This is a genomic window from Pseudomonas sp. UBA5706 (assembly GCF_002419965.1).
Taxonomy (GTDB): domain Bacteria; phylum Pseudomonadota; class Gammaproteobacteria; order Pseudomonadales; family Pseudomonadaceae; genus Aquipseudomonas.
Map to the genome: position 1 here is coordinate 195,452 of NZ_DIHC01000060.1, position 21,730 is coordinate 217,181.

15 protein-coding genes are annotated in these 21,730 nt (G+C 60.2%); 6 read left to right on the plus strand and 9 right to left on the minus strand.

The features are described 5' to 3' along the window. The first annotated feature begins 5 nt into the window (after positions 1–5). The 3 genes from B3I26_RS27615 to B3I26_RS27625 are packed head-to-tail and all read left to right on the plus strand — an operon-like array spanning position 6 to position 5,493. Positions 6–1,247, plus strand: a complete 1,242-nt coding sequence (locus B3I26_RS27615) for an exonuclease SbcCD subunit D C-terminal domain-containing protein (RefSeq protein ID WP_296262586.1) — start codon at positions 6–8, stop codon at positions 1,245–1,247. Continuing rightward, entirely contained in the window at positions 1,244–4,885 is a 3,642-nt protein-coding gene (locus B3I26_RS27620) for an AAA family ATPase (protein ID WP_296262587.1), read from the plus strand. Before B3I26_RS27615 ends, B3I26_RS27620 begins: the two co-directional genes overlap by 4 nt. After that, entirely contained in the window at positions 4,885–5,493 is a 609-nt protein-coding gene (locus B3I26_RS27625; protein ID WP_296262588.1) for a glutathione S-transferase, read from the plus strand. Before B3I26_RS27620 ends, B3I26_RS27625 begins: the two co-directional genes overlap by 1 nt. Before the next feature lie 386 nt (positions 5,494–5,879). Here the strand turns inward: B3I26_RS27625 and B3I26_RS27630 are convergent, their stop codons facing one another. The 7 genes from B3I26_RS27630 to B3I26_RS27660 form a co-directional block, all read right to left on the minus strand. Beyond that, positions 5,880–6,062: a hypothetical protein gene (locus B3I26_RS27630; RefSeq protein ID WP_133751521.1), complete on the minus strand. Its 183-nt coding sequence runs from the start codon at positions 6,060–6,062 to the stop codon at positions 5,880–5,882. Between the two features lie 188 nt (positions 6,063–6,250). Then, on the minus strand, positions 6,251–7,414 hold the full coding sequence (locus B3I26_RS27635; RefSeq protein WP_296262589.1) for a lactonase family protein: 1,164 nt from the start codon (positions 7,412–7,414) through the stop codon (positions 6,251–6,253). Between the two features lie 117 nt (positions 7,415–7,531). Further along, complete coding sequence (locus B3I26_RS27640) at positions 7,532–7,834, minus strand: DUF5629 family protein (RefSeq protein ID WP_296262590.1); 303 nt, start codon at positions 7,832–7,834, stop codon at positions 7,532–7,534. A 146-nt stretch (positions 7,835–7,980) separates the two neighbouring features. Beyond that, positions 7,981–9,306 (minus strand): MFS transporter, encoded by a 1,326-nt coding sequence (locus tag B3I26_RS27645; RefSeq protein ID WP_296262591.1) that lies wholly within the window; start codon positions 9,304–9,306, stop codon positions 7,981–7,983. 235 nt (positions 9,307–9,541) lie between these two features. Continuing rightward, positions 9,542–11,128 carry an aldehyde dehydrogenase (NADP(+)) gene (locus B3I26_RS27650; RefSeq protein ID WP_296262592.1) on the minus strand — a complete coding sequence of 529 codons (1,587 nt, stop codon included), beginning with the start codon at positions 11,126–11,128 and terminating at the stop codon, positions 9,542–9,544. Between the two features lie 151 nt (positions 11,129–11,279). Further along, the gene (gene araD1, locus B3I26_RS27655) at positions 11,280–12,272 is read right to left on the minus strand and encodes an AraD1 family protein (RefSeq protein ID WP_296262593.1); all 993 of its coding nucleotides are present in this window, start codon (positions 12,270–12,272) and stop codon (positions 11,280–11,282) included. Positions 12,273–12,478: 206 nt separating this feature from the next. Further along, positions 12,479–13,792 (minus strand): MFS transporter, encoded by a 1,314-nt coding sequence (locus tag B3I26_RS27660; protein WP_296262594.1) that lies wholly within the window; start codon positions 13,790–13,792, stop codon positions 12,479–12,481. A 222-nt stretch (positions 13,793–14,014) separates the two neighbouring features. Between B3I26_RS27660 and B3I26_RS27665 the strand changes: the two genes are divergently transcribed. Further along, entirely contained in the window at positions 14,015–15,757 is a 1,743-nt protein-coding gene (locus B3I26_RS27665; RefSeq protein WP_296262595.1) for an IlvD/Edd family dehydratase, read from the plus strand. A 240-nt stretch (positions 15,758–15,997) separates the two neighbouring features. Beyond that, complete coding sequence (locus B3I26_RS27670) at positions 15,998–16,720, plus strand: FadR/GntR family transcriptional regulator (RefSeq protein WP_296262596.1); 723 nt, start codon at positions 15,998–16,000, stop codon at positions 16,718–16,720. Between the two features lie 237 nt (positions 16,721–16,957). Here B3I26_RS27670 and B3I26_RS27675 read toward each other — a convergent pair whose 3' ends face one another. Together B3I26_RS27675 and B3I26_RS27680 are read right to left on the minus strand one after the other, a co-directional pair. Further along, positions 16,958–17,650: a sensor histidine kinase gene (locus B3I26_RS27675; RefSeq protein ID WP_296262597.1), complete on the minus strand. Its 693-nt coding sequence runs from the start codon at positions 17,648–17,650 to the stop codon at positions 16,958–16,960. Then, the gene (locus B3I26_RS27680; RefSeq protein WP_296262598.1) at positions 17,647–19,251 is read right to left on the minus strand and encodes a response regulator; all 1,605 of its coding nucleotides are present in this window, start codon (positions 19,249–19,251) and stop codon (positions 17,647–17,649) included. The genes B3I26_RS27675 and B3I26_RS27680 overlap by 4 nt, the downstream gene beginning before the upstream one ends. A 457-nt stretch (positions 19,252–19,708) precedes the next feature. Here B3I26_RS27680 and B3I26_RS27685 point away from each other — a divergent pair, with 457 nt between their 5' ends. After that, positions 19,709–21,349, plus strand: a complete 1,641-nt coding sequence (locus B3I26_RS27685; protein ID WP_296262599.1) for a methyl-accepting chemotaxis protein — start codon at positions 19,709–19,711, stop codon at positions 21,347–21,349. The last annotated feature ends 381 nt before the right edge of the window (positions 21,350–21,730 follow it).

The following is a 21,730-nucleotide window of genomic DNA, read 5'->3' on the forward strand; positions in this document are numbered from 1 at the left end:
CTCCAATGCGTCTGTTCCACACCTCCGACTGGCACCTGGGCCAGAACCTGCATGGCCAGGAGCGGGACTTCGAACACCAGAGTTTTCTCAAATGGCTGCTGGCCCGGCTGGCCGAGCGCAAGCCGGATGTGCTGCTGATCGCTGGCGACATCTTCGACACGGTCAACCCACCGGTCAAAGCCCAGGAGCAGCTATACGACTTCATCGTCAGCGCCCATGACCAAAGCCCGCAACTGACCATCGTGATGATCGCCGGCAACCACGATTCCGGCTCGCGTATCGAATTGCCCGCCCCGCTGATGCGCCGTCTGCGCACCCATGCGCTGGGCCGCGTGCTATGGCTGGACGATGGCATACTCGACGTCGACCGCCTGCTGCTGCCGCTGAGCAACGCCAAGGGCAAGGTGCTCGGCTGGTGCCTGGCACTGCCGTTTCTGCGTCCGGCCGAAGTGACAGGCCTGACGCTGGGCGACAACTACCTGCGCGGCATCGGTCAGGTTCACGAAATGCTCATCGCCGCCGCCAACCAGAAACGCAAGAAAGGCCAGCCCCTGATCGCCATCAGCCACGCGCACATGGCTGGCGGCTCGGTGTCGGAAGACTCCGAGCGCAGCCTGATCATCGGCAATGCCGAGGCGCTGCCCGCCAGCCTGTTCGGCGAAACCATCACCTATGTCGCGCTCGGTCACCTGCACAAGCCGCAACGGGTCAATGGCGAAGACAGAATTCGCTACAGCGGCTCGCCGATTCCGCTGTCCTTTTCGGAAATCGGCTACCAGCATCAAATCCTCGAAATCGACTGCGAAGGCGACAAGCTGGTCAGCGTCAAACCGCTGTTGATTCCACGCGCCGTCAACTTGCAACGGGTCGGTCCGGCGCCGCTGGTTGAACTGCTGCTGCAACTCAAGGCGCTGCCGGACATCGATCTGCTGGCCGATGTCGACCGCCAACCCTGGCTCGAAGTCCGGGTGCGCCTGGACGAACCGCAACCGGACCTGCGCAACCAGATCGAAACCGCCCTGACAGGCAAAGCCGTGCGCCTGGTACGCATCGCCGCCGAATATGCGGGCAAAGGCAGCCGCGATGATGAGGATGATCGCCAGCTGATCGAACTGGATCAACTCACCCCGCAGGAACTGTTCAGCCGTGCCTGGCTCGACAGTTACGGCAGCGAGGTCGACGAACAGACGTTGCAGGACTTCGCCAGCTTGCTGCAAGACGTGCAACTGGAAGGTGAACAGCCATGAAGATTCTCGCCATTCGCCTGAAAAACCTCGCTTCTCTGGCCGGCCCGTTCGAGCTGGATTTCACCGCAGAACCGCTGGCCAGTGCCGGGCTGTTCGCAATCACCGGCCCCACCGGTGCCGGCAAAAGTACGTTGCTCGATGCCTTGTGTCTGGCGCTGTTCGGCGCGATTCCAAGACTCAATAACGTCGGCCAATCCAAGGTGCCGGAGGTCGATGGCGACATCAGCACCAACGATCCGCGCAACCTGCTGCGTCGCGGCACCGGCAGCGGCTATGCGGAAGTGGACTTCGTCGGCGTCGACAAGCGTCGTTACCGCGCACGCTGGGAGACCAACCGTGCCCGTGACAACGCGACGAAAAAGCTGCAGGCCAGCCGCCAGACCCTGACTGACCTTGACAGCGAGCAGATTCTCAGCACCCAGAACAAATCCGAATACAAAAGCTTGCTCGAAGCGCGACTGGGGCTCAATTTCGAGCAATTCACCCGCGCCGTGATGCTGGCTCAAAGTGAGTTCAGCGCCTTCCTTAAAGCGGACGACAAAGAGCGCAGCGAGTTGTTGGAAAAGCTCACCGACACGGCGATTTACAGCCAGCTCGGCCGTCGCGCCTACAGCAAGAGCAAGGAAGCCGAAGAAGCGCTGAAAACCCTCAATGCCCAGGCTGGCAACTTGACGCCGCTCGAACCTGAGCAGCGCGCGGAGCTGGAGCAGCGCCTCAGCGACGCGCAGCAGCAATGGAAGCTGGCACAGGCACAACTGCGTCAACTGGAGATGAAACAGCAGTGGTTCGGTGAGTTGAAGCGATTGCGCGACAGCCATCTGGCGGCCAACGAACAGTTGACCCGCGCGCAGCACACCTGGGATCAGCAAGCGAGCGAGCGCCAGCAACTGACTCAGCTGGACCGTCTGGCGCCGCAGCGGCATGTGTTCGCCCAGCGCAACAAACTTCACGGTCAGCTGACGCCATTGGCTGCACGCATTCAGCAGCAGGGCCAGCTGCAGACGCAAACCCAGACCACTGTGACTGATCTGCAAAGCCAGCTCGCCGCCGCACAGAGCGGCCTGCAACAGGCTCAGGAACATCAACAAAACGCCAAACCATCGTTGAGCCAGGCTTTCGAGCAGCAGGTACAGCTCAATCACCTGAATGATCAGCTGCAGCAGATCAACGAACAGGCACGCAATGCCGAGCAGGCCAGTAACGACGGCCAGGCCGCGCTCGGTCAATTGAACCAGCAGCAACGCCAGGTCGAAACACGTCTGCAATCGATTACCGAACAACTGCAGGGCAGCGCTGCACTGGACTCACTCAGCCAATCGTGGGCGGCCTATCGCCCTCGCCTGCAGCAGATCGTGCTGGTCAGTTCGCGGCTGAACAAAGGACGCGAAGAGCTTCCGGCACTTGAGCAGGGCTCGACCCGCGCCGAGCAGACCCTGAGCGAACGTCGCAGCGCGCTGCAAGCGCTGTACGACGATGCTCAAGTCAAGGCCGACGCCGTGAGCCAGGAAATCGAACGGCTCGGCCAGCTGTTGCAAGACAACCGTCAGCAGCACAGTGCCAGCGATTCACTGGAGCGCCTGTGGCAGCGGCATCACGACGTCGCCAGTCGTCTGCAACAGGTACAGATGCAGCAGCAACAGGCCACCGAACGGCGCGCGCAGAGCATCGCCAAAGGGCTGCAACTCAAGGATGAACACGCAACGGCCGAGCAGGTGCTGAAGGTCACGGTGGACGTGCTGCAACGCCAACGCCTGGCCCGCAGCGCCAGCGTCGAACAACTGCGCGGGCAACTGGTAAATGATCAGCCGTGCCCGGTGTGCGGCAGCGAGGAACATCCCTATCACCAGTCCGAGGCCCTGCTTGAAGCGCTCTGTGGCCACGATGACAACGAAGAAACCGCAGCACGGCTGAAGGTCAGCCAACTGAGCGAGAAGCTTGCCGAACTGCGCGCCGAAGTGGCCGAGCTGAACAATCAGCTCAAGCAGTCCAAACCGCAACAGGACCAACTGGGCGAGCAGCTGCAAACGCTCACACCGGATCTCGAAGCCCATGGGCTCTACCCGCGTCTGCTGGAGCAGCCCGAACACCTGCGCGCTGACTGGCTCAGCGAGCGGCTGCATCAGCTGGCACAGGAAATCCTCAGCACCGAACAACGCCAGACGCGTTTGCTGAAAGTACAGCGCGACGCTGAGTCCCTGCAGCAACAGGTGCAGGACGCCCGCGAAGCGAGCCAGCAGGCCATGAAGCAGTTGGACGATCAGCAGCGCAACATCTCGCTGGACAATCAGGCGTTCGAGACCGCATTGCAGGAATTCGAGCCGCTACTGCCCGCCGAAAGCCTGGCCTTGTGGCGTGAGTCGGCCACCGAGAGCTTCATGCAACTGGACAACGACATTGCCCGGCGCGTTGAACAACTTGATCAGCAGAAGGACGAGCAGCAGGAGCACAGCGAACGCGCGCTAAAAATCGAGCGCGAACAGATCGCTCAGCAGGGCCGCCAGCAACAGCATCAGCAGTTGCAGACTCGTCTCGCAGACAGCCAGCAGCAACAGGCCGCAGTGAAGCAGCGATTGCAGGACCTACTCGGCGAACACCCAAGCGCCGAGCACTGGCAGCAACAACTGGAGCAAGCCGTGGAACAGGCACGACAGGCTCAGGCCACGACGTCAGAGGCCTTGCAGACCGCACGCAGTGAACTGATCAAGCTGACCGCCGAGCTTGAGGGTGAACGGCAAAGACAGCACGCACTGGAACAGGAGGTTGTCGATCTTGATCGGCAAATCAACGAGTGGCGCAGCCAGCACAGCGAACTGGACGACGCCGCCCTCGACGCGCTGCTGGCCTTGAGCGACGAGAGCGTCAATGCGTTGCGCCAGCGCCTGCAACAAAACGAAAAATCCCTGGAGCAGTCCAGGGTTCTGGTGCAGGAACGCGAGGCTCAACTGCAGCAACATCAGGCACAGCACAGCGACATCAGCGATGCCGAGCAACTGATCAGCGCCTTGGGCGAGGCGCAGGCACAGTCGGCGACTCACGAGCAACTGTGCGCCGACTTGCGCGCGCAGGTCAGCGAAGACCAACGCCGCCGCAATGCCAACAGCGAGTTGCAGGAACAGATCAAAGCGGCTCACGACGAATACGTGCGTTGGGGCCGTCTGGCGACCCTGATCGGCTCGGCCGAAGGCGACAAATTCCGCAAGATCGCGCAAGCCTACAACCTCGACCTGCTGGTGCACCATGCCAACGCTCAGCTTAAACAGCTGGTACGCCGCTATCGTCTCAAGCGCGGCGGCAGCATGCTCGGCCTGCTGGTGATGGACACGGAAATGGGCGACGAACTGCGCTCGGTGCATTCGCTGTCGGGCGGCGAAACCTTCCTGGTGTCGCTGGCCCTGGCACTGGGCTTGGCGTCGATGGCCTCGAGCACGCTAAAGATCGAATCGCTGTTCATCGACGAAGGCTTCGGTAGCCTCGATCCCGAATCGCTGCAATTGGCGATGGATGCGCTGGACGGTTTGCAGGCTCAGGGGCGCAAGGTAGGGGTGATTTCCCACGTACAGGAAATGCACGAGCGGATTGCGGTGCAAATTCAGGTACGGCGCCAGGGCAATGGCCTCAGCACCCTAGAGGTCAACTGATGCCCGCCCTGCTCTACTCCTTCCGCCGCTGCCCTTATGCCATGCGGGCGCGCATGGCCATCGCCTATTCAGGCGCGAAGGTCGACACGATCGAGGTCAGTCTCAAAGCCAAACCGCCGGACATGCTGGAGCGCTCGCCGAAAGGTACGGTCCCTGTGCTGGTTCTCGATGACCACGTGCTGGAACAGAGCCTGGACATTATGCGCTGGGCCCTGGCGCAGCAGGACCCGGATGATTGGTCCCTGGTCGCGGACCCTGCAGGACAACGGCAACTCGCCGAATTGATCGCCGAAAACGACGGCACGTTCAAGACCGATCTGGACCACTACAAATACGCCGTGCGCTATCCCGCGTTCACTCAGGAGGAATACCGCGCCCGAGGTGAAGTATTCCTGCGCAGGCTGGAAGGGTTGTTGGATTCGAGGGATTTTTTGCTCACTGATCACCTGACCCTGGCCGACACCGCACTGGCGCCGTTTGTGCGCCAGTTCTGCTTCGTCGACCCGGACTGGTTCTGGCAAAGCCCGTATCCGAAATTGCAGGCGTGGTTGAAGCGGTTTCTGGAGTCGGCGTTGTTCTTGAACGCCATGGCAAAGCTCAGCCCTTGAGCCGCCGGTCGCCCTGGCCCCAGTCGCACAGCTGCAGAAGCGCCGCCGGTTCAGGAAGTCAGTCGGCCAGACGCCATCCCTGTATCGGCGCGATCGTATGAATCTGGCACATAAAAAAATCCCCATCGCTATTCAGCAGAGGGGGATTAAAAGGAGGGAATCCAACGCTTTCGCGAACAAGTTCGCCTGCATCTGACACATGGCCTGACACACAATGGTCAGTGGGTCGCGTCAGCCTGTTAGTGGCGAAGTTGCTCGCGAAAGCGTTCTTTCAATCGCGCGGCAGTGACAACAAATAAGGTGGTCTTGCAAATCCATTCCCCGTTATCGGTGACTCATGAAACGTGGACATCGTTAACGGGCAATGGATTTACCGCAGGGTCTATTCATTGCTGGGTCTTGTGGTCCAGAGCGGCATAGAAGTTGGCGCTTTGTTGCAGGTATTTGGGTGTGTAGGTCTGGGTCGAGCTGATTTTTTTGTCTGTGGCTTCAACACTGGCGTTGGCTGGCAATGCAGCGGTGGCGGAGATGGCAGACGCGGCGATGATGGAGAAGATATTGAAATTCATAATGCGTACCTCGGTGTGGTTCGTTTCAAGTCTTGACCGTCGTGGCCGTGGAATGAAAGTTACGCCCGGGGAGCTTTCAGAAAAAATCTTTTCTGCCACTAGCCCTTATCAATTTAATTAATAGATGGCTACAGCCCTTATAGATCAAGGGCTGCAGCCTGCGTCAATGTGTCACTTGCCAGCGTTCATCACTTCAGAAAACGGAAATCCGAAGGCGAGTCGAAGTCGACTTTCTGCACGGTGTCGCCAAGCACGCCGGTTTTCGGGTCTACGCGCACGGTGACGATCTGGTTGCTTTTCTGGTTGGCGATCAGCACGAAGTGGCCGCTGGGGTCAAAGTTGAACTCCCGTGGTTCCTTGCCTTCGACCGACCGACGCTGAATTTCCTTCAACTGAGCGTTGGCCGAATCGATGCTGAACACCACAAGCTCGTTGGCCTCGCCACGATTGGCGACGTAAAGGAATTTACCGTCTGGCGAAGTGTGCAGGCCGCCGCCGGCGCGGTATTGCTGACCTTCCTTATTCGCCAGATCTACCAGTTGAGTGCGCTTGAAGACGCCATCGTGGTAGTCGAACACGGCCACCTGGGCGCTCATTTCCATGGTCAGCCAAGCGTGTTTGCCATCCTTGCTGAACAGCAAGTGGCGCGGGCCGCTGCCAGGCGGCAAGTCAATTGATGGGGTTTTGGCAGGCTGCAGCGGTTGGGTTTTCTTGCCGTCGTAGCTGAAGACAAACAGCTTGTCGGCGCCCAGATCCATCGCGACCAGGTACTTGCCATCGGGTGTCGGTACAGCGGAGTGGACGTGGGATGAGGCCTGACGTTCAGGGTTGACCTTGCTGGCTTCGTGGGTGGCGGTCTGCGCGACGGGGGAAAGCCTGCCGTCCTTGCCGACTGGCACTACGGCCAGCGAACCGCCCGGATCAGGGTGTACGGCGTAGTTGGCAACGAACAGGAAGCGCCCGTCCAGGCTCAGGTTGGAGTGGGTCGGCTCTTCGCCTTTGCTGTCGATCTGATTAATCAACGTCAATGCGTGGGTCTTGGGATCGATGGCAAAGCTGCTGACCTTGCCCACGATGTCTGTCTGCCCCGGGCCGTTTTCATTGACCGCGAACAAATGTCGCTGATCCGTGGAAAGGGTCAGCCAGGAAGGGTTTTCGCTTTTGATCACCTGACGCGGCTTGGCTTCGAGCTGGCCGGTCTGGGTGTTGAAGCCGTAACGGTAAATACCTTCGCTGGCGCCAGCGGTGTAGGCACCTACCAGTACGTCGTAGTCAGTCATGGGTTTGGCCTGAGCGGAAATGGCGGTAAGGCTGCTGGCGAGCACCAGCCAGGGCAACAGTCTGGGAGTCATGAGGTGATCTCTTTTTTGGAGTTGTTGGCGCGCTGATTACGCGAGATTCAGGTCTATGACAGCGGTGTGCCGGAAGTAGTTGCCAAGGGCAAACGGGGTTTGCGCCCTGCGCTGGAATCACTCCTGCTCGTCTTCGTCGTCTTCTTCATCGCCGGCCGCAAACGCGCTCAGCACAACGATACGGTGATCGGCATTGCCGTCGTGGATGACCCAGCTTTGCAACTGGGCATCGAACCGGGCAGCGTCGAGCTGCTCCAGCGAAAAGCGCCAGACCTTGCGCTCTCGGCCATCCATGCTTTCGATCTGCAGCGTGTTGTCGAGGCTGAACTCGAAAGCATGCAGCCCATCGACTTCCAGCATGCTGTGGGAAGTAAGCGCAGTTTGCAGGGCAGTGCGCAGGGTGTCAGGCGTGGCGGTCATGGCGGCTCTTAGCGTCGGCGAAAGCGCGAATGATAGGGCAAAAGGCGCCACAGTGGCTGTAAACCCTCGTGATCGCCCCATCGATTTTCTGTGCGCGCACACGGGCCCTCACCCTGTGGGGTGCGACGGGCAGACGCTGCAAATGATCATTCCTGCCCGGCTTCGCGAGCGTAGTAGCGCTTGGGAATGCCCCATACGATCAGCAGGACCGCCAGCACGCTCACTGCAAACAGGGTAAACAACGCAGGCGTCGCCGTACCGGTCAGGTCCTTGATGCGACCCACCATGAACGGCGCAATGACCCCGCCCAGTTGCCCCAGCGAATTGATCAAGGCGATGCCCGCTGCCGCCGCAATGCCACTGAGGAAGCGCGGCGGAATGGTCCAGAAGATCGGCATCCAGGCGATGATGCCGGTCATGATGATGGTCATTCCGATCATCAGCGGGACCAGTTGCCCGGGGAACAACGCGCAGACCAGGTAGCCGACCGCCGTCAGCGTTGCGCAGGCTGCCATGTGCCAGCGGCGCTCGCTGTGGCGATCGGAGCTGGCGCCAATCAGCAGATTGCCGATCACCGCACCTACGTAAGGAATCACGCTCAGCAAACCGATGTCCAGGGTGTCGGCCACGCCCGCCGTCTTGATCAGTTGCGGCATCCAGAACAACAGCCCGGTCAGTGCCATGACCAGACACAGATAGATCACCGACATCACGTAGGTGCTCGGGTGTTTCCAGATGTCCTTGACCTTCTGCGGAGCCATCGGCCTGGCCTCTTTGGCCATGCGCGACAGCACCACCTGTTTTTCCTGAGCGTTGAGCCAGGTCGCGTCTTCAATGCGATCTTTGACCAGGCAGAACACCACCCCGCCCAACAGCACCGAGGGTATCCCCTCGAGCAGAAACAACCAGCGCCAGCCGGCCAGCCCCATCACTCCGTCAAAGTGGCCGAGGATCAAGCCGGCAATCGGACCGCCGACGATACCGCACAAGGGTATAGAGCTTTTGAAGTAGGAATTGACCCGCGCACGCCGTGAGCTGGGATACCACTGGGTGAAGAAATACAGCACGCCGGGGACAAAGCCTGCTTCCATCACACCGATCAGAAAGCGCAGGGTGTAAAACCAGAACTCGGTATGCACGAACATCATGCAGGCCGAAGCGATGCCCCAGGACACCATGATCCGGGCGATCCAGATACGCGCGCCGATTTTGTGCAGCAGCACGTTGCTGGGGACTTCGAACAGGAAGTAGCCGACGAAAAACAGACTGGCGCCCAGGCCGTAGACCGTTTCGCTGAAACCCAGGTCACTGGCCATCTGCAGCTTGGCGAAGCTGATATTGACCCGGTCCAGATAGGCGAACAGAAAGCAGCACATGAACAATGGCACGATGCGCCAACTGACCTTGCGATAAATGCTGTCTTCCAGCGCGTCGGCGTCGAGCTGTTCCAGCGGGATGGCGTTGGCGGTCATGGGCGCACCTCGTTTGTTTTTATGGGGGTGTCAGAGTTTTTAATGGGTTCGCCACTGGCTGGTCATTCCAGCGCTCTACGTGGCAATACAATTCGCACAAGAACGCGGAGCGTCCTGAACGGTGGTACCACGCGGAGCGTGGGAATGATCACCATCTCTGCAGCCATCCGGCTTGCCGGCGGTGGCGTCCTCGCAAGCGCCGCTGCCAGCAAGGTGGGCTGCTGCAGTCATCCACTCAAGCGTCGATGGCCTCACGGGTGTTCACCCCGTCCACCAATCGCTGAATCCCCAGCGGGTTGGTATTTTTCAGGGCGTCGGGCAACGCCTCGTCCGGATAGTTCTGGAAACACACTGGACGCAGATAACGGTCGATGGCCAGCGTACCGACCGAGGTGCCCCGCGCATCCGAAGTGGCCGGATACGGACCGCCATGGACCATCGCGTCCACCACTTCCACACCGGTCGGATAGCCGTTGATCAGAATGCGCCCGACCTTCTGCTCCAGCAGCCCGGTCAATTCGCTGAAGCGTTGCATGTCATCGCCATCGACCAGCAGCGTCGCAGTGAGTTGACCGTGCAGGCCGAGCAGGGCGTCAGCGAGCTGCGCCTGATCGGCAACTTCGACGAGGACCGAGGTCGGCCCGAAGACTTCTTCCTGCAGCAGTTCATCACCGTCGAGCAACAGGCTGACATCGGCCTTGAACAGCTGCGGATGGGCCTGCTCGCCCTGCTGCTCGCTGCCCGCCAAATGCTCTATACCGGCATGTGCATGCAAGGCTTTCACGCCTCGGTGGTAGCTGCTCAGCGTGCCAATGTTGAGCATGGTTTGCGGCGGTTGATCGTTGATCTGTGACGCCAGACGTCTCTGGAACTCGGTAAAGGCCGGTGAACGCAGGCCGATGATCAGACCGGGATTGGTGCAGAACTGCCCGCAGCCCTGGACGATGGATGCCGCCAGTTCGGCAGCGATGCGCTCGCTGCGCGAGCCCAGTGCCTGAGGAAGGATGATCACCGGGTTGATGCTCGACATCTCGGCGAAGACCGGAATCGGCTGGGCACGCGCGGCGGCCATGTCGCACAACGCCCGGCCTCCCTTGAGCGAGCCCGTGAAGCCGACCGCCTGGATGGCCGAGTGCTTGACCAGCCACTCGCCGACGCCGCCGCCGTAGATCATGTTGAACACCCCCTTGGGCATACCGGTCTTGTCAGCGGCGCGCAGCAAGGCGTCGGCGACCCATTCGGCGGTCGCCATGTGGCCGCTGTGGGCCTTGAATACCACCGGACATCCGGCGGCCAGCGCCGAGGCGGTGTCGCCGCCAGCGGTAGAAAAAGCCAGCGGGAAGTTGCTGGCACCGAATACCGCAACCGGACCGAGGCCAATGCGGTATTGGCGCAGGTCAGGACGCGGTGCGGGCTTGCGGTCCGGCAGCGCAGGGTCGATGCGCGCGCCGTAGAAGTCGCCGCGTCGCAGGACCTTGGCGAACAGGCGCAGCTGCCCGGTCACCCGTCCGCGTTCGCCTTGAATCCGCGCCGTGGGTAACGCGGTTTCGCGGCAGACGGTGGCGATGAATCCGTCGTCCAGTGCATCGAGTTCATCGGCGATGGCGTCGAGAAACTGCGCGCGTTTTTCTGCACTGAGCGAGCGGTAGGCTGGATAGGCCGCGGCAGCGGCTTTGGCAGCGGCATCCACTTCTTCTACGGTTGCCTGATGGAAATCGTAAGGCAGCTTTTCACCGGTGCTGGCATCGACGCTGTAGACCAAAGTCGAGCCAGCGGCGCTGCGTGCGCCGCCGATGTAGTTGTGGCCAAGGATCTGGGACATTTGGGGTATTCCTTCAACTAAATTTCTTTGTGCCGAGCAAGACACCCTGTGGCTGCACGATGTGCCGGCGGCGTCTTTTACATCGCTACCGCCGGCAAGCAGGACGGTCACAGGTGATCAGCACACTGCAAATCGGTGCTCTGATCGCGCATCAGAGCTGCTTGATCCCACCTGGCTGGAACACCGCTTCGGTCGAGGCGATGCCGTTGATCAGCGGTGCGCCGAAGTCGCTCTGGCTGATCTCGAAATGATCACCCGGCCGGGTCTTGATGCCGTCGGCGTAAGACAAGGTCGCGGTGCCGAAGAAATGCACATGTACGTCACCTGGACGCAGGAACTGGTTGTATTTGAAGTGGTGATATTCGAGGTTTTCCAGGCTGTGGCACATGTTGGCCTCGCCACTGAGGAACTCCTTCTCCCACAGCACCTGGCCGTCGCGCAGGATGCGGCTGGTGCCCGCCAGGTGCTGCGGCAGGTCGCCGACCCGCAGCTCGGGGCCGAACGCACAGGCGCGCAGTTTGGAATGAGCCAGGTACAGGTAATTCTTGCGCTCCATGATGTGGTCGGAAAATTCGTTGCCGATGGCGAACCCCAAGCGATAGGGTTTGCCGTCGTGACCGATCACGTAAAGGCCGCTGAGCTCGGGTTCTTCACCGGCGTCCTCGGAGAACGGAGGCTGTGGAAAGGCCGCGCCAGGACGAATGACGATGCTGCCGTCGCCTTTGTAGAACCACTCAGGCTGGACCCCGACCTGACCGGCTGCCGGTTTGCCGCCCTCGATACCCCATTTGAAAATGCGCATGGTGTCGGTCATGGCTGACTCGTCGTCGCCATGCTGGTGCATCTTGTCACGGGCCGAGGCGCTGCCCAGGTGAGTCAGGCCGGTACCGCTGACCAGCAGGTGAGCCGGATCCGGGTGGTCCAGCGGCGGCAGGATCATCAGGTCGGCGCGCAATTGGGAATAGTCATGACCGTCACCCAGCCCCAGACTGTCCACCTGTTCCGCGAGAGAGATATTCTTTTCGATGGCGGCAAGCGCCAGGTCACGCGTACTGGCCGCGCCCTGCACCTCGCGTACCACCGCGCCGTCCACCAAACCCACACGACGCTGGCCGTTACCCAATTCGAATTGAACCAAATGCATGAAATGCTCCTTTCCAGAAAATGACGTCATAGCCTGCTGCGGTGGCGGTCTGTGCATCGCTACCGACGGCAACCCGAACTGCTACGCCTTTAGTGTTGTGCGCGCAACCCGGTCACGAAACGTTAATTTTGTAGCTGTCCGGCTCGCAGGCGGGCGCCTTGCTGATCGCTACGCTGCCAAGCCAGGCTGCTACAGGTGAGCGCGTGTCAGCGTGAACGGGCGCTGGCGGCGAATTTTGATTCCGGGAGCACGTGCTTGCGTTCCAGGACGCGGTACACGACGCCAGTCAGGATCGACCCGACGATCATCACGCCGCAGAGAAAATACAAACCGCTGGCAAGATTGCCTGTCAGCTCTTTGAGCCAGCCAATGACAAACGGTCCGATATAGCCACCCAGGTTGCCGACCGAGTTGATCAGGGCAATTCCCGCCGCCGCGCTGGCGCCTGCGAAGAACCTGCCCGGCAAGGTCCAGAACACTGCGGTGCAGGAAAACAGCGAAAACGCCACCAGGCACAGCGCCGCCAGCTGCAGCGCTGGCACACTGAGGAACGCGCTGAAAAAAAGACCCAACGCGCCGATCACATAAAGGACGGCCAGATGACCGTAGCGGTCGTTCAAACGGTCGGAACTGCGCGGCACAATCAGCAAGCCGACGATGCCGAAGATGTAAGGCACCGCAGACACGAACCCGGTGACCAGATCACTGCCGCCGAACTGCTTGATCAGCGTCGGCAGCCACAGGCCAAGGCCATAGATACTTAAGGTGACCGGCAAGTAGAACAACGCCAGCAGCAGAACCCGTTTGTCCTTGAGCGCGTGCAGCGGATTGCCATGGCGGGTCTGGCCGTATTCTTCCAGATCCTTTTGCAACTCACCGGACAGCCACTGTTTCTCCACCGGATCCATCCACTTCACATCGTTGGGACCATCCGGCAACCAACGCAGCACCGGCCAGGTCAGCAGGATTGCCGGCGCGCCGATGCACAGGAACAGCCACTGCCAGCCGTGCAAGCCGGCGACGCCCTCCATGCCCAGCAGGCCGCCGGAAATCGGGCCTGTGATCATCATCGCGATGGGTTGGGAAAGGATGAACAGCCCGAGAATCTTGCCGCGATGGCGCACCGGGAACCACTGGGTGATGTAGTACAGCACGCCCGGAAAAAAGCCCGCCTCGGCCGCACCGAGCAGAAAGCGCATGACATAGAAACTGGTCGGCCCCTGAACGAACGCCATGCCCATGGTGATCGCGCCCCAGGTGATCATGATCCGCGCAAACCAGCGCCGGGCGCCGAAGCGCTCGAGCATCAGGTTGCTGGGGATTTCCAGCAGGAAGTACCCAATGAAAAACAAGCCCGCGCCCAGACCATACGCTGCATCGCCTATACCGACATCCGCACCCATGTGCAGCTTGGCGAAGCCCACGGCAGAACGGTCGACGTACGCGATCAGGTACAACAGGATCAAAAAGGGAATGAGTTTCAAGGTGATGCGACGAATAAGCCTGAGTTCCTGGCTCATGCAGGCGGTCTCCACGTTGTTTTTGTTATGGAAGTCTTCGGGGATCGCCGCGGCCTTCGTGTGTGCCGGTGATTGCAATGGCTCGGCTGGCAGGGTCGTCCCTCGATTTGAGCCGACTATATAGTATTACTATTTAACGTTACAACACTTCCACTCACGTGATTTTCAGCCTATTTTAATCAGCACACAAAGCCTTTAGTCTTACAATAAGAGTGCTGATTTATGTCTGATTCCCATAAGAAACCCGTCCTGCGTTCTGCCCAATGGTTTGGGACCGCCGACAAGAACGGCTTTATGTACCGCAGCTGGATGAAGAACCAGGGCATCGCCGACCACCAGTTTCAGGGCAAGCCCATCATCGGCATCTGCAACACCTGGTCGGAACTGACCCCCTGCAACGCCCACTTCCGCACCATCGCCGAGCACGTCAAGCGTGGTGTCATCGAGGCCGGTGGTTTCCCGGTTGAGTTTCCGGTCTTCTCCAACGGTGAATCAAACCTGCGCCCGACAGCGATGCTGACTCGCAACCTGGCGAGCATGGACGTCGAAGAAGCGATTCGCGGCAACCCGATCGATGGCGTGGTACTGCTGACCGGCTGCGACAAGACAACCCCTGCCCTGCTGATGGGCGCCGCCAGCTGTGATGTGCCGGCCATCGTCGTCACTGGCGGGCCGATGCTTAACGGCAAGCACAAGGGCAAGGACATCGGCGCCGGAACCATCGTCTGGCAGATGCACGAATCGTATAAGGCAGGCCAGATCAGCCTAGACGAATTCCTCTCCGCCGAAGCCGGCATGTCGCGCTCGGCGGGTACCTGCAACACCATGGGCACAGCCTCGACCATGGCCTGCATGGCCGAAGCGCTGGGCACCTCGCTGCCGCACAACGCGGCGATTCCCGCGGTCGATTCTCGGCGCTATGTGTTGGCGCACATGTCTGGCATGCGTGCGGTGCAGATGGTCAATGAAGACCTGCGCCTGTCGAAAATCCTCACCAAGGAAGCCTTCGAAAACGCCATTCGCGTCAATGCGGCCATCGGTGGTTCGACCAACGCGGTGATTCACCTCAAGGCCATTGCCGGACGCATCGGTGTGGACCTGGAGCTTGACGACTGGACGCGCCTCGGGCGCGGCATGCCGACCATCGTCGACCTGCAACCGTCCGGGCGTTTCCTGATGGAGGAGTTCTACTACGCCGGTGGTTTGCCAGCCGTGCTGCGGCGTATGGACGAGGCCGGCCTGCTGCCCCATCCGCACGCTCTGACCGCGAACGGCCAAAGCCTGCGCGAGAACGTGAAAAACTCGCCGATCTACGGCGAGGACGAAGTGATCAGGGCGCTGGATAATCCTATCCGTGCTGACGGTGGTATCTGCGTACTGCGCGGCAACCTGGCGCCCTTGGGTGCGGTACTCAAGCCATCGGCAGCGACGCCTGCGCTGATGCAGCATCGCGGTCGCGCGGTGGTGTTCGAGAATTTTGACATGTATAAGGCGCGGATCAACGACCCGGATCTGGACGTCGATGCCAACAGCATTCTGGTCATGAAAAACTGCGGGCCGAAGGGTTATCCGGGCATGGCCGAAGTCGGCAACATGGGCCTGCCGGCCAAGCTGCTGGCCCAGGGCGTGACCGACATGGTGCGCATTTCAGACGCGCGCATGAGCGGCACGGCGTACGGCACGGTGGTCCTGCACGTGGCGCCGGAAGCGGCTGCAGGCGGGCCGTTGGCGGTGGTGCAGGAAGGCGATTACATCGAACTGGATTGCGCCACCGGGCGCCTGCACCTGGACGTTTCCGAGACAGAACTGGCCGCACGTCTTGCCGATTGGCAAGCGCCGAAACAGTTGCTGGTCGGGGGTTACCGCCAGCTGTATATCGACCATGTGATGCAGGCTGATCAGGGCTGTGATTTTGACTTCCTGGTGGGTATGCGTGGCTCGGAAGTGCCGCGGCATTCGCACTAACGGGCGGCCTGCCACGGTCGCTGTCGCGCGACACATGATCCCGTTGGAGCGACTTCATTCGCCCTCAGTTGGAAAAGTCGATGAATCCCTATCGGCTGGACCGATGTCTTGCGAAAGTCGTCGCTCGCATGGGTTTCATCAGTCGATTCGATTTCTCGCCCCAATATTTCACGCCCGCCCACTGCTCCCCGCCAATGCTATGATGCGCGGCATTCATCGCTCAGGATCGCCTCGCTCCCCATGGATTACCGTAAGCCCTCTGACCGCAAAAGCATGCATTCGCGAATTGTCCAGGACATCGGCATGCAGATCGTTTCAGGCCGCTTCAAGCCTGACGACAAGCTCCCGGCCGAGGCGCTGCTGTGTGAGGAATACGCGGTTAGCCGCCCGGTGCTGCGTGAAGCGACGCGGGTATTGGTGGCCAAGGGGCTGGTGTATTCGCGGCCCAGGGTGGGGACCGTGGTCAAGCCGCGCCGCGAATGGCACATCCTGGACCCTGATGTACTGCATTGGATGATGCAAAGCTCTCCGCAAAACGAGTTCTTTGCGCTGTTGACCAGCGTGCGCATCATCATTGAGCCGGCCGCCGCTGCCTTGGCTGCACAGCATGCCACTGCTGACGAAGTTGCCGGCATAGGTGAGGCCTATCAGCGCATGGAAGCGGCACCGACGGTGGACGATGTGTTGCAGCCGGACCTGGATTTCCACAGCCGCATCGCTGACGCGACCCACAACGACCTGCTGGCACACCTGTGCAACATGCTGTCGCTGGCGTTGCGCGAGGCATTGAAGCATTCCAACAAGCGCCCTAACCTGCATGGGCTCGCCCTGCCAAGACACAAAGCGATCCTCACCGCCATTGAAAACCGCGACGCTCTGGGCGCCCACCACGCCACGCTGGTGCAGCTGGACGATGCGCGCAGTGCGCTGAATGTGGTGTTGGGGCAAGGCTTGAAGCTGTAAGCGCGCCTGCCCGCGAAGGCGACGTTTCAAATCACCTTGAGCAATCGAGTTCGCTACCGTCGTAAACCTCCGGCGTCTCCTACAGATAATGCGGCGCTGTGAAATATGCGATTGGCACCGAACCTGTGGGAGCTGCTGGAGCTGCTGGAGCTGTGCGACAGTGGCGAAGGCGGCGGGTCATGAAGCAAGGTTTGTCAGACCCGCGCCGGTTTTTTTGTCGTCGTAACCTGCGGTATTTCAGGGCAGATAGATACGAAACAATCCGCCGCCCAGTTGTCCGCCGTTGGCGATCTCGATATGCCCTTTCATACCCTGGCGCTGGTGCTGGCGTGCGATGTTTGCGGCGAAGTACAGACCCAGCCCCGTGCTGCCGCTGCTCTGGTCGATGCCCAGTACATAATCGCTCTGCTGCGCGATCATCTGCTCGGGGAATCCGGGGCCGTCGTCGTTGATGCTGATAACCACCTGCTCGGCGACCTGGCCTGCGGTGATCAGCACTTGCTCGCGTGCGAAGCGAATGGCGTTGATCAGCACGTTCGAGACCACCGACCCGACCAGTTCACGATCGAAAAAGCCCGGCAAATCGAAATCATCAACCTCATAGCGTGCAGCGATGCCGCGGCTGTTCAGCACTTCCCGATGCAATGCCAGCTGCGCTTCGATGAAGTCGTCCAGCTCATGGTAATCCGGGCGCAACGGCAGCTGGTTCACCCCAAGCTTGTACAGCCCGAGTAACTGCACGAGCATGCCGTTCAGGTGCGCGAACTCATAATCGATCACGCCCTGCTTCGAGGTGCCGCGATCTGCCTCTGGCAACTGCTTGACCCACTCGCCGTGAGCCTGAATCAGCGATGCCAGCGAGTTCTTCATGTCGTGCACGGTGGAGGCAATCACCATGGAGAAATCCAGCCCCTGATTTCGATCTGTCATCGGCCAAATGCCTTGGTTCGCAGTTTCTGATATCGGTCGTGACGGGGATCAGTCTCGGGCATCTTGCCCACCATTTTCAAACTGTCCTGACACTCCGTCAGGCTGGCGGCATCGAGGTTCTGCACCCCCACGTGCAGCAGCGACTGCGCCATGTTCAAGGCGATACTGATGTTCTTGGGTTGCAACGCCAGTGCCTGACGAAACAGGTCCTGCGCCTCGCCCAGCTTGCCGGCGCGGTAGCTGCGAATACCTTGCATGTTCAGGTCAACGGCAGCCTTGCCAGCACCGAGGATCTGCGGATCGTCGGTCTGTTTGGCGATGTTCTGCATGACCACCGGGTCGTCGCCGTAGATCTCCGCGCAGCTTTTCAGAATGCCGGCGCCTGCCGACTCCTGCCCCAACTGTTTGAGCTGCGCGGCCACGGCTAATGCCGCATCGGCGCTGAGAAACTGTTCCATGCCGTCGAGCCGGGCCATGGCCTGCTCGGTCAGCTTGGCAGCCATTTCCGGGTCGGAGCTGGCCACACTGGTGGCCTTCATCAGCCGTGCACGCACCTGCAGGCCTGGGTCGTTGGTGTGCTCCTTGGCAACGTCGCCCAGGGTCTGATTGATCTCCACGCGGGTGCGCGCGTCCAGACCACGATCGCCACCACGACTGATCAGGGCCTGCGCCAGCCCGAGGTTGGTTTCGGGGTCCTTAAAGCGCGAAAACTGGCCCTGGGACACGGCTTGGCGAAACGCTTTGGATGCCCCGTCGAAGTCCTGGTTATCCAGCGCCAACTTGCCCAGAAGTCGTTGACGGCGTACGGCATACGGCGACAGACGAACCGCCTCCTCGAGCATCTTTTGCGCACGATGCTGGTCGCCACTGGCGATCAGCACATCGGCCAGACCGTCGAACAGCACCGGCATCGCATTGAAGGCACGAATGGCGTCTTCGTAGACCGTCTGCGCTTCGGCGTTACGTCCGGCCTTGAACAACAGTTTGCCAAGCGCCGAATAAGCCCAGGGTTGCGGCCGATCGGCAAGTATCGATTTAAGAAAGCTTTCCAGCGGAACGTGCTGGTTCAGATCACGCAGCGCATCGGCCTTATAGCGCAGGCATAAGGGCGCCAAGCGCGAGTCCTGTTGGATCAGGTTGACGCAGGCCGCCAGCACCTCGGTCGGCTTGCCGCGATCCAACGCCTGCAGGATCGGTTTGAGCAGGTTCTTGCGCTGAACGATCTTCTCCAGTCGCTGCGCCAGACCCGCACGGTTGAACGGTTTGGTCAGATAAGCATCGGGCTCCCATTCCAGCGCGCTCATGACCATCGCCTGGCTGTTCTCGGCAGTAACCATGACGAACACGCTTTCGTGGCTGATCAGCCTGTCGGTCATCAAGTCTTCAAGGACCTGCTGGCCGTTTTTTTTGCCGTCGCCCAGATTGAAGTCGTGCAGGATGAAGTCATAACGCTTCTGCGAGCAGGCCTTGATCGCCTGTTCGCCGTTATCCGCGGTGTCCACTTCCTTGACGCCCAGTTCGCGCAGCATCGACCTGACCGAGCTGCGAAAATCGGAGAAATCATCGACGATCAGAAAGCTTTTTTGGTTCCACGCCAGCATCGAGATTCCTGTCACGGGAGAAAAAATCAGCCCAAGGGCATTTACATAATGAATCGACCTGGCGCCTTCATACCGCAGTGCAGATGACAGCCAACATCAAATGGCCGCAATGCTACGACTTGAAAGCTCAGGCGACTTGCCAAGCGGTAAGACGCCGCTCGTTCGGGGTATCGGCAGCGTAAAACTAAAACTTAGTTGGCAATCGGAAAAAGCGCCCTTCGCACGCGACGATTCGGCCCGACCGCATTGACGTCAGACGCACTCAGCGGGTCAGCGGACACGAAAGCGGGCACAGAAGATTCGAACCTCGCTTGCAAATCACCCGGCGCCGGAATCAATCACCGACTATGTTCATTCACTGACGTTTCCAAATATGTAAAGTCCATCATTTTTCCGCCGATATGCAGGGAAAGCGGCACATTCAGTCGCAGCTCTCCCTCCTGCCCGAGTACTGCTCATGTCCTGGCTGACCAATCTGAAACTCAAGTCCAAACTCCTGTTCGCGTTTAGCCTGTGCGCGTTGATCACCGTTGTGGTGGGCGTGCTGGGACAAAGCGGTATCTCACGTCTGTATGGCCTGTTTCAGGAGACGGTCGATAACAGCATGTTGTCAATCGCCAAAGTGGATTCGGTCAAGGCCAACGTTATCGCCACCAACCGCGACTTTTTCAAGATCATCGGCTTGAGCGCGCTCAAAGCCAGCCCGGACGACATCAACGCGTTGATCCAGTCACTCAAGGAAAACCAGGCCCAGGCTGACAGCGATTTCGCCATCTACCTCAAAACCCCGATGGAGCCTGACGAAAAAGCGGCGGGCGAAGATTTTCTACGCGATTGGCCAGCTTATATGGCTGCCGTACAGAGCACGTTGACCGTGATTCAGGCCGGTGATCTTGAGCAGGCGAGCAAACTGGCGGCCAGCAACGTGACACCCATCTACCGCAAGACCATGGACGAACTCAAGATCATCATAGATTCCAATTCGCGCCAGGCCCGCGAATCGACCCAGGCCGGTGTCGATACGGATCGCCACGTGACGTGGGTGTTGATCGTAGGCTCGCTGATCGCAGTGATCTGCGCCATCGCGTTGGGCTTGATTGTTACCCGAATGATCACCCGCCCGATCTACATGTCGGTGCAAAGCGCATCGCGCGTCGCTAACGGAGACCTGACCCAGGTCATTAAGCTTGGCGGCGAGGATGAGACCGGCCAGTTGCTCAAGGCACTGTCCGATATGCAGGGCAGCCTCAAAGGCACCGTGCAGCAGATTGCCAGTGCCTCTGATCAACTGGCCTCGGCCGCCGAAGAGCTTACGGTGGTGACCGATGACAGCACCCGTGGGCTGCAGCGCCAAAACGACGAAATTCAGCAGGCCGCGACCGCCGTCAACCAGATGACCGCTGCCGTTGAGGAAGTTGCGCGTAACGCAGCCAGCGCATCGCTAGTGTCGGCGCAAACCGCCGACGATGCGCTCAAGGGTCAGCATCAGGTGCAACAGGCAGTCAGCGCCATGAACACCATGACCGTGGAAATCAACGACTCGACTCAACGGGTCGGCGCGCTGGCCGGGCAGATCCGCGACATCACCAAGGTGCTGGATGTGATTCGCGGGATCGCCGAACAAACCAACCTGCTGGCACTTAACGCTGCCATCGAAGCCGCGCGGGCCGGCGAACAGGGCCGCGGCTTCGCGGTAGTTGCCGATGAGGTTCGTGCCCTCGCCCACCGCACCCAAGTGTCTACAGGCGAGATCGAATCGATGATCACTCAGGTGCGCAACGGTGCCGATGAGGCGGTGCAGGCCATGAGCAAGAGTCAGGCGATCGCGGTCAACACCCAGACGCTGGCCAGCGAAGCCGGTTTGGCGCTAGAGCGCATCAGTGAAGGCGTCAGCCAGATGAACGAGCGCAATCTGGTCATCGCCAGCGCGGCCGAAGAGCAGGCGCAAGTCGCGCGTGAAGTGGACCGCAACCTCGTGAATATTCAGGACCTGTCAGCGCAGAGCGCCGAGGGCGCCAACCAGACCAACGTCTCCAGCCAAGAACTGTCGCGCCTTGCGGTGTCGTTCAACACCATGGTCGGCAAGTTCATGCTGTAGGGGCCTGCACTGCAATTGTCGGTTGCAGCCCGCCTTGCTGGCGGTGCTGCAACTGGAATCTGTCTCTTGTTGCCCGATACTCAACTCGTTTCCAGCCTAGAGCGCCTCTATGCGCGGCCCATCGCCGCGTTGCGAAGCCAGCTTTTCGCCACCTGTGACACATTGGCGTATTGACTAAATCGTCACGTGATTTGTCGCAAATCACATTTCGGTTACAATCGCCGCCCCCTTGCAGATCGCTTGGACCTGATGACCGAGTCCTGCGCGGGTTGATGTTTACTCAAGCTGCTGAATCCAATGATCGAATAAGAAGCCAGCGCCGAGGGACATAGAACGGGAGACCGCCAGATTGCTGGCCTCTTGACCCTTCCTCCTCATCTT